The organism is Candidatus Chordibacter forsetii, assembly GCF_964187505.1.
Lineage (GTDB): Bacteria > Verrucomicrobiota > Verrucomicrobiia > Opitutales > Seribacteraceae > Chordibacter > Chordibacter forsetii.
The window spans coordinates 1-6,249 of the sequence record NZ_CAXLML010000098.1 but is presented as its reverse complement, the minus strand read 5'-3'; the positions used below and the strand labels follow the sequence as shown (position 1 = coordinate 6,249).

The 6,249-nt window shown below is 43.3% G+C and carries 7 protein-coding genes and 1 pseudogene; 3 read left to right on the top strand and 5 right to left on the bottom strand.

The features are described 5' to 3' along the window. A pseudogene (locus ACKPQ4_RS04635) lies at positions 1 to 497 on the top strand (DNA cytosine methyltransferase); the annotation flags it as partial. A gap of 284 nt (positions 498 to 781) precedes the next feature. On the opposite strand, the gene ACKPQ4_RS04630 reads toward ACKPQ4_RS04635, so the two are convergent. From ACKPQ4_RS04630 to ACKPQ4_RS04615, 4 genes are all read right to left on the bottom strand, one after another. Continuing rightward, entirely contained in the window at positions 782 to 2,194 is a 1,413-nt protein-coding gene (locus ACKPQ4_RS04630; protein ID WP_407680039.1) for a Gfo/Idh/MocA family protein, read from the bottom strand. A gap of 148 nt (positions 2,195 to 2,342) precedes the next feature. Beyond that, positions 2,343 to 3,479 (bottom strand): M20 family metallopeptidase, encoded by a 1,137-nt coding sequence (locus ACKPQ4_RS04625; protein ID WP_407680038.1) that lies wholly within the window; start codon positions 3,477 to 3,479, stop codon positions 2,343 to 2,345. Between the two features lie 98 nt (positions 3,480 to 3,577). Then, a complete protein-coding gene (locus ACKPQ4_RS04620) occupies positions 3,578 to 4,171 on the bottom strand; it encodes a 3-keto-disaccharide hydrolase (RefSeq protein ID WP_407680037.1) in 594 nt (197 codons plus the stop codon). Next, entirely contained in the window at positions 4,171 to 5,145 is a 975-nt protein-coding gene (locus ACKPQ4_RS04615; protein ID WP_407680036.1) for an NHL repeat-containing protein, read from the bottom strand. Before ACKPQ4_RS04615 ends, ACKPQ4_RS04620 begins: the two co-directional genes overlap by 1 nt. Positions 5,146 to 5,302: 157 nt before the next feature. On the opposite strand from ACKPQ4_RS04615, the gene ACKPQ4_RS04610 reads away from it, so the two are divergent. Together ACKPQ4_RS04610 and ACKPQ4_RS04605 are read left to right on the top strand one after the other, a co-directional pair. Continuing rightward, positions 5,303 to 5,536 carry a type II toxin-antitoxin system Phd/YefM family antitoxin gene (locus tag ACKPQ4_RS04610; protein ID WP_407680035.1) on the top strand — a complete coding sequence of 78 codons (234 nt, stop codon included), beginning with the start codon at positions 5,303 to 5,305 and terminating at the stop codon, positions 5,534 to 5,536. Continuing rightward, complete coding sequence (locus ACKPQ4_RS04605) at positions 5,537 to 5,923, top strand: type II toxin-antitoxin system VapC family toxin (RefSeq protein ID WP_407680034.1); 387 nt, start codon at positions 5,537 to 5,539, stop codon at positions 5,921 to 5,923. A 144-nt stretch (positions 5,924 to 6,067) separates the two neighbouring features. On the opposite strand, the gene ACKPQ4_RS04600 is transcribed toward ACKPQ4_RS04605, so the two are convergent. Continuing rightward, positions 6,068 to 6,249, bottom strand: a 182-nt coding sequence (locus ACKPQ4_RS04600; protein ID WP_407680033.1) for a hypothetical protein, incomplete at its 5' end; no start/stop codon positions are given.

Below are 6,249 nucleotides of genomic sequence, written 5' to 3'. Positions count from 1 at the left end.
AGTACTTTTGGATGAAGAATACTCCAGAGGGACAGACTGCTTTTGATAATGCTTACTGTGTGGATTGTGGCACAATGAAAACCAACCAGGACGAAGTGAGTTGCAGGGTCTGCAGGAAGCCATTACCGGTCCCACAAATGAAAAAATCAGGAAAAGTAAGACTGATAAAAGGCTTTCGCTCGTCTTACCGTAGAATGTGGTGGGATCGGCCAGGTGGTACACTGACGATGAATAGTGGGGTGATATCAAGTGACCTCAAGGGACACCCTGAGCAAAACCGGGTACTTTCCTTACGAGAGATCTTGCGCCTATCAACTTTGGATCATCAACAATGGAAGAAGAGCTATGATTTTAGTGGGGTTGCACTGGGTAAGTGGGATGAATCACAATCCTTTTCTGCCAGGCTTGTCAGGGAAGTTATTGGTGAGTCGATTCCTCCCTTAGCCATGAAATGTATGGTCGATCATTTGCTTCGATTGGAAACCAGTACCGAGTAAATGAGCAAAAAAACGGCCCGTCCTCGGTAACCGAGAACGGGCCTAAAGCCAAGAAAGCCTACCCCAAAACTTCCTTGGATAATTCGATTTAGGTCAATGGGGACAACTTGGTCAACTGAGATTCATGATGCCTAAAGGCACCGAGTAGAAGAGTTCTCCTAACCACTTGCCTATGAAGAAATAAGTTAAGATTAATCAGCTTATAAAACTTATTCGCACCAAAGCTACACGAGTGTGAGCAAGCTAATGCTGCCCCGTTCAGAATGATTGAAAAAGAAGAAGAATTAGTACTCTGTTTTGAGCATGCCGGGTTGAGGTATTGCGTAACTCCCGTCTGCATTGGCCAAAAGTGGAGAGGCTGAGTTATCACCGGAAATTTCATCGATCCCCGCACAGAAATCATGAGAGCAGTTAAGCATTTCATCATAGGTCACTTCGCGGCCCAAATGAGTAGCCATTCGACCCATTGAGGTTACGACACTAGCGGCTACACCTCTTTCAACTTCGTTATATGGTTTATCGTTGACGATAGCATCAAGTAAGTGATCCCATTCGTCTACATAGGCGCTATTCTCACGGCGCGGACGACCACCATTTTCGGCACCAAACATCCAGGATAATTCACTTTTTGGACCTTGGCCTTTATGGATCCTGGCCTTCGAGGCATGACCACCGGGACCTGAAATTAAGGCATACCCTTTGGTTCCGTGGGCATGACTGGCAAATTCTTCGTAGCACTTGTTCATACTGCGACCTTGGAAATAAAGTTTAGTATCGTCAGGGAAAGTATACTCGACCGAATAACTGTCTAAGTTCTGGTCGATCTCATCTCCACGATAATGACGACCACCAAGTCCCATGGCCTTTACTGGCCACATTCCTTTCATCCAGCAACATTCATCGATATTGTGGATATTAAAGTCGCTGTAAACGCCACCACTCAACCAAAGAAAACCATGGAAGTTTTTGATTTGGTACATCAAGTCACTGATGTCCTTATCTTTAGTTTCCTCTTTTTTCTTATCCCATCCGATCAGGCGTCCTTGCATGCGAACTGCCTTAAGGGAAAGCAATTCGCCTAGTTCACCATTGTCGATACGGTCTTTTAATTCGAGTCGGGCTTCACTGTGACGACACATTAATCCGACGCCAACTTTAAGATTAAATTTTTTGGCCTCTTCGTTTACGCTTAAAATCTTTTTGGATGATGGACCATCCGGAGTAACCGGTTTTTCCATGAACACATTAAGTTTCTTTTGAATTGCATATTCGTAGTGTGGGCGACGAAAAGCACAGGGAGAGGCAAATATGGCAATATCTCCCGGATCCAAACAATCCATGGCTTTTTTGAAGCCGTTAAATCCAACGAATTGACGATCCTCAGGAACATCCAGGTTGTCTTTATAGCGCTGTTCTAGTCCTTTGTAGCTATTCTTAACTCTCCATTCAAAAACATCTGCCATCGCATGAAGTTTTAATTGGCAGTATGGACCGGAGGCATCGATCGCATTGGCAACGGCACCGGTACCACGACCCCCACATCCGATAAGGGCAATTTTTTTAGTCGAACCACTTTGTCCGTAGACCGTGGGCAATATCATTCCAGCAAGAGCACCACCAATGGCGGCTTTTCCGGATGTGCCAAGAAAATGGCGGCGCGAAAGGGGGTTGGGGAGATCGGGCTGGGCTGGATTCATAACTCTTTCGTATGTTTCGTATTTGGTTTGCTATGTTTCTAAAAGTGACAGGAGTAAACTATGGCTAAAGGTGCCTTGATTTGACAAGCCTAGATTCAACTTGGGATAGAAGAATAAACCTGAAATCCCTACAAAAGTTACAGGGAAATCAGGGTAACTCCTTTAAGAAATTAAGAATGATCGAGTGTGCTCGTTCGACTTGATCAAGATCAACCCATTCATTTTCAGCGTGAGCCTGAGCTATATTCCCTGGGCCAAAAACGACTGATGGAGTGCCACCCGCTGAAAGGGGAGATGCATCTGTGAAATAGGGAACACCGCGGGTTTTTCTTCTCCCTGCTTTTCTTAAGAGCATTTGAACATTTGGCATGGATGAGTCGGTGTGAAGCGGTGGGCAAGGTACGCTTCGTGATACCTTAAATTTTGGAGCTCTATTGCCAAGTGGTCTAAATAAATATTTGAGCTCTTTAATTACAGAATCAATACTTTCTCCCGGAATTGTTCTTCGGTCCAGGTCAACTGTGCACCGATTGGGTACAACATTTGGTTGGCTACCTCCGAGAATCTTCCCGACGCTTAAGGTGGGTGAGCCCAGTAATGGATGATTTTTGGAACTTAGGAGTACCGAATACTTATTGAATAAAATCTCTAATGCATGGTGCATTCTCAAAATCGCATTTTCTCCCTTTTCTGGAGTGGAACCATGTGCTGCCTTTCCATGGGTTTCCAATTGTAACCAAAGACTGCCTTTGTGAGCGGTTACTACTTGTAAGGCGGTGGGCTCACCAACGATTGCGAGGTTTCCCTTCGGCCCCTTCCTCGCGAAAGCCCGCGAGCCAGACTGAGTGAATTCCTCGTCTACTAAACCTACAAAGATTATCTCGGTTTGAGTCGGTCGGTTTGTTGATAGGGATAGATTAAGCATCGCTTGAAAAAAACAAGCTACTGATGCTTTAGTATCACAAGCTCCCCGTCCGAAAAGCCTACCCTTTGAAATTTTTGGGGAGAATGCTTCCAGGGAAGCAGGTACAACATCCAAATGAGGTGCCAGTAAGATACGTTGCTTTGGTTTCTTCATCGGGGAAAGGTAAACCATTAAATTGTCTCTCCCTGGAATGACTTTTTGTCTATTTGTCCATAAACCGGCTTTTTGGGACAGGTCTTCTAGGTAAGCAGTTACTGGTTCTTCGGCGCAACCTATATTGTCCTGATCCAGCGAGGGATTAATACTAGGTATGGATACTAGATCGCATAGAAGTTTACTCAGGGGACTGTGCTTGACCATGGTAGAAATTTCATCGCGTCGGCGGGAAGATGCAAGCTACATCTTTCTCCTAAAACCAAGCTCAGTGCCTTTTGAAGGTGAAATATTTAGGGATGAAATTAGAGCGATTTAATCGAAAAATTACGAAAATCAATTTTCATATCACGGTTGCCATGCAATTGGATCCCAAGCGGTCCTTTTTCGATGGCTCTTGGTGAATTATATTCCACCACTTCTTTACCTTGAAGGGAGACAACATATGAGGGGCCTACACAGCGAATACTCATTTGGTTCCAACCCTCAAGTTTAATCAGTTTCTCAACGCTTTTGGCATGTTTCGGATACCCTTTTCCGGGAATATAAGGGGAACCTGTCATGTCCCGTTTTAATGACCCTGATATTCCGATCTGTATCTGGTCATTGTTTCGAAGTTCGATGCCTGAGTCGATATTGCCTTCGACAAAACGAAACTCAAAACTGCAAATAAAGTCACGAAAAGACTTTTTTGTTTTGAGAACGGAATGCTTCTTGTTCGGGCTGCTTCTCAACATCAACACTCCATCTTTAACTTCGTACCAGCCATACTGGTCGTTTCCTTTGGGTACATTCCAATAGGTTAAGTCATCGGTAATAAGATTGGGTAAGGTTGCCTTGCCATAAGCGAGGCTGGATAGAAGGAAAAATAGCAACCCAATGTAGGTTTTCTTACACATCAATTCTTAAGGTTGAAGCGATGAACTCTTCCGTGGGCATTCCATTCAGCCACAAAAATGTCTCCGTTTTGGTTACTGCTGATTCCATGGGGGGCGGTGACGACACCATTTTTCCAATCAGATGGATGTACTCCGTTTTTTCCAGCTTGAGCAGGGTTTGAATTAACCCCGACGGTGGCTACTATTTCCCCTTTTTTGTTCAATACAGATACACTTCCTTTCAATTCTCCCACGAGGAGCCAATCCTTGTGGATGTGGGCACCAGCGGGTAATTTAAGTCCCTCTGCAACAACCCCAATAAACTTACCAGCTAAAGAAAGATGAACGATTCTATTATTCGCCCGGTCGAGCCCAAGTACCCTTGCCGGACTAAATCTCGAATCAATGATTAATTTATGAAGGGTGCGGAATTTGTAGGGTGCTGATTTCCCGCCGAAGGTCGTCTTGTATTTTCCTTTGTTGTCAAATTTGTGGATATAATCGGATGAATAACCATCTGTGACATAAATATCCCCGCTTTTATCCACATCCACACCTGTTAGTCTGGTGTAGAGTTTTCCATTCTTATCTTTTCTTTTGAATTGCTCGGGTATGGCAGTGTTGGGGATGGATAAGATTTCCTTTCCGTTAAGATCAAGTTTTACAACTTGGTTTGCACCAAGACGCGCCCCGTAAATAAATTCTTCATTACCTTGTTTACGAATAACGAAACCGTGCAGATCCGTAGGGGCATTTTCAATATTCCTCAACCAATTTCCCGAGTCATTATAAACCTGTAAACCCGCCTTGGGTATACTCAGACTTACATATATTTCATTTGCCGAACTTACGGCTATGTCACCATGCATAGAACCAAGCTTGGGTTGGCCTTTGGGCAGCTTTAACCAGCCTGGATCTACATTCCATGACTGAGCACTCAGGATTCCTGTCAGAGTAAGCGTTAGGTAGGTAGCGATAAATGAGAGAATTTTCATTACCAATCGAAATTGCTTGATTGGCATTTTTCGTCAACGGAAGATTTGATCAGTCTAAGAAAAAAAATCTATTATCTGCCTAAGCTCAAGTTTAGGAAGATTTTATTAAGACGCCAAATTAATTGACTTAGCTAATTAAATTTATTAGCTAATAAATATGCATACTGTTCATTATGCGAAGACCCATTTGTCCAAGTTGTTGGAACAGGTGGAGGACGGAAAAGAGATTATTTTAGCCCGGGGGAAAAAACCAGTTGCCCGATTGGTCTCATGCGGTGAGGCAATTGTACTTAGTCGACCGAAAGTCGGAGAAACTACTTCCAAAGCCTTAAAAATTAAAGAGCAACGCGAAGTTGCAGGGCGAATTGGAGATACTGTGGTTTATTTTTAAATGAGACTACTCCTGGACACCTTTACCTTTGTATCTCTCGTTTCTGATCCATTTAAGTTAGGCGGTTCTGCTCGCACGGTCTTGGACGATCCATCCAATCGCTTTTTTTTAAGTGACGCATCGGTTCTGGAAATTTGCTTAAAATATAATGATGGAACCCTGGAGATGCCAGAAGCTCCCCGTTCATGGATCAAAAAACAGTGCGACATTTGGCAAGTACGTTCCTTAGCGATTACCAGAGAGCACTGTTTTCGCCTGTCTGAGCTTCCTTATCATCACGATGACGCCATCGATCGTATTCTGGTTGCTACTGCTCTAGCGGAAGAATTACCAATTGTAACAGAAGACGAGAATATCAAAAAATATCCGGTAAGTGTAATTTGGTAATTAATTTTGTTTTAATGACTTACGGCAAATAATGGTGAAACTTCTAAAAACTTTAATATCAACATTTCCCATAAGTTAATACCCTTAAGGTAGAAATATTTATTAAGTTTTAATTTACTGATTCTATGTCCTAGGGGGTAAATTTCAGTCAAAGTGTTTTTCGACGGAAGCTTTCATTGTTCGTATACTTTGACGTCTTTTATCAAAAGTTTTGATCCCGTATTGTTTGAAGTGCTCAATGATGGCGTCGCTATCGCTTTGAAGCCCTTGATCTTGGCTGTTTGCAAGCCAGTCCTCTAATTGCCTCTTAAGTTGATGATGAACTT

What these genes read in the sequence shown, in the direction of transcription:
- ACKPQ4_RS04615 (WP_407680036.1), bottom strand. Translation starts at nt 5,145, where the DNA reads ATGAAAATTCTCTCATTTATCGCTACCTACCTAACGCTTACTCTGACA.
- ACKPQ4_RS04605 (WP_407680034.1), top strand. Translation starts at nt 5,537, where the DNA reads ATGAGACTACTCCTGGACACCTTTACCTTTGTATCTCTCGTTTCTGAT.
- ACKPQ4_RS04620 (WP_407680037.1), bottom strand. Translation starts at nt 4,171, where the DNA reads ATGTGTAAGAAAACCTACATTGGGTTGCTATTTTTCCTTCTATCCAGC.
- ACKPQ4_RS04625 (WP_407680038.1), bottom strand. Translation starts at nt 3,479, where the DNA reads ATGGTCAAGCACAGTCCCCTGAGTAAACTTCTATGCGATCTAGTATCC.
- ACKPQ4_RS04630 (WP_407680039.1), bottom strand. Translation starts at nt 2,194, where the DNA reads ATGAATCCAGCCCAGCCCGATCTCCCCAACCCCCTTTCGCGCCGCCAT.
- ACKPQ4_RS04610 (WP_407680035.1), top strand. Translation starts at nt 5,303, where the DNA reads ATGCATACTGTTCATTATGCGAAGACCCATTTGTCCAAGTTGTTGGAA.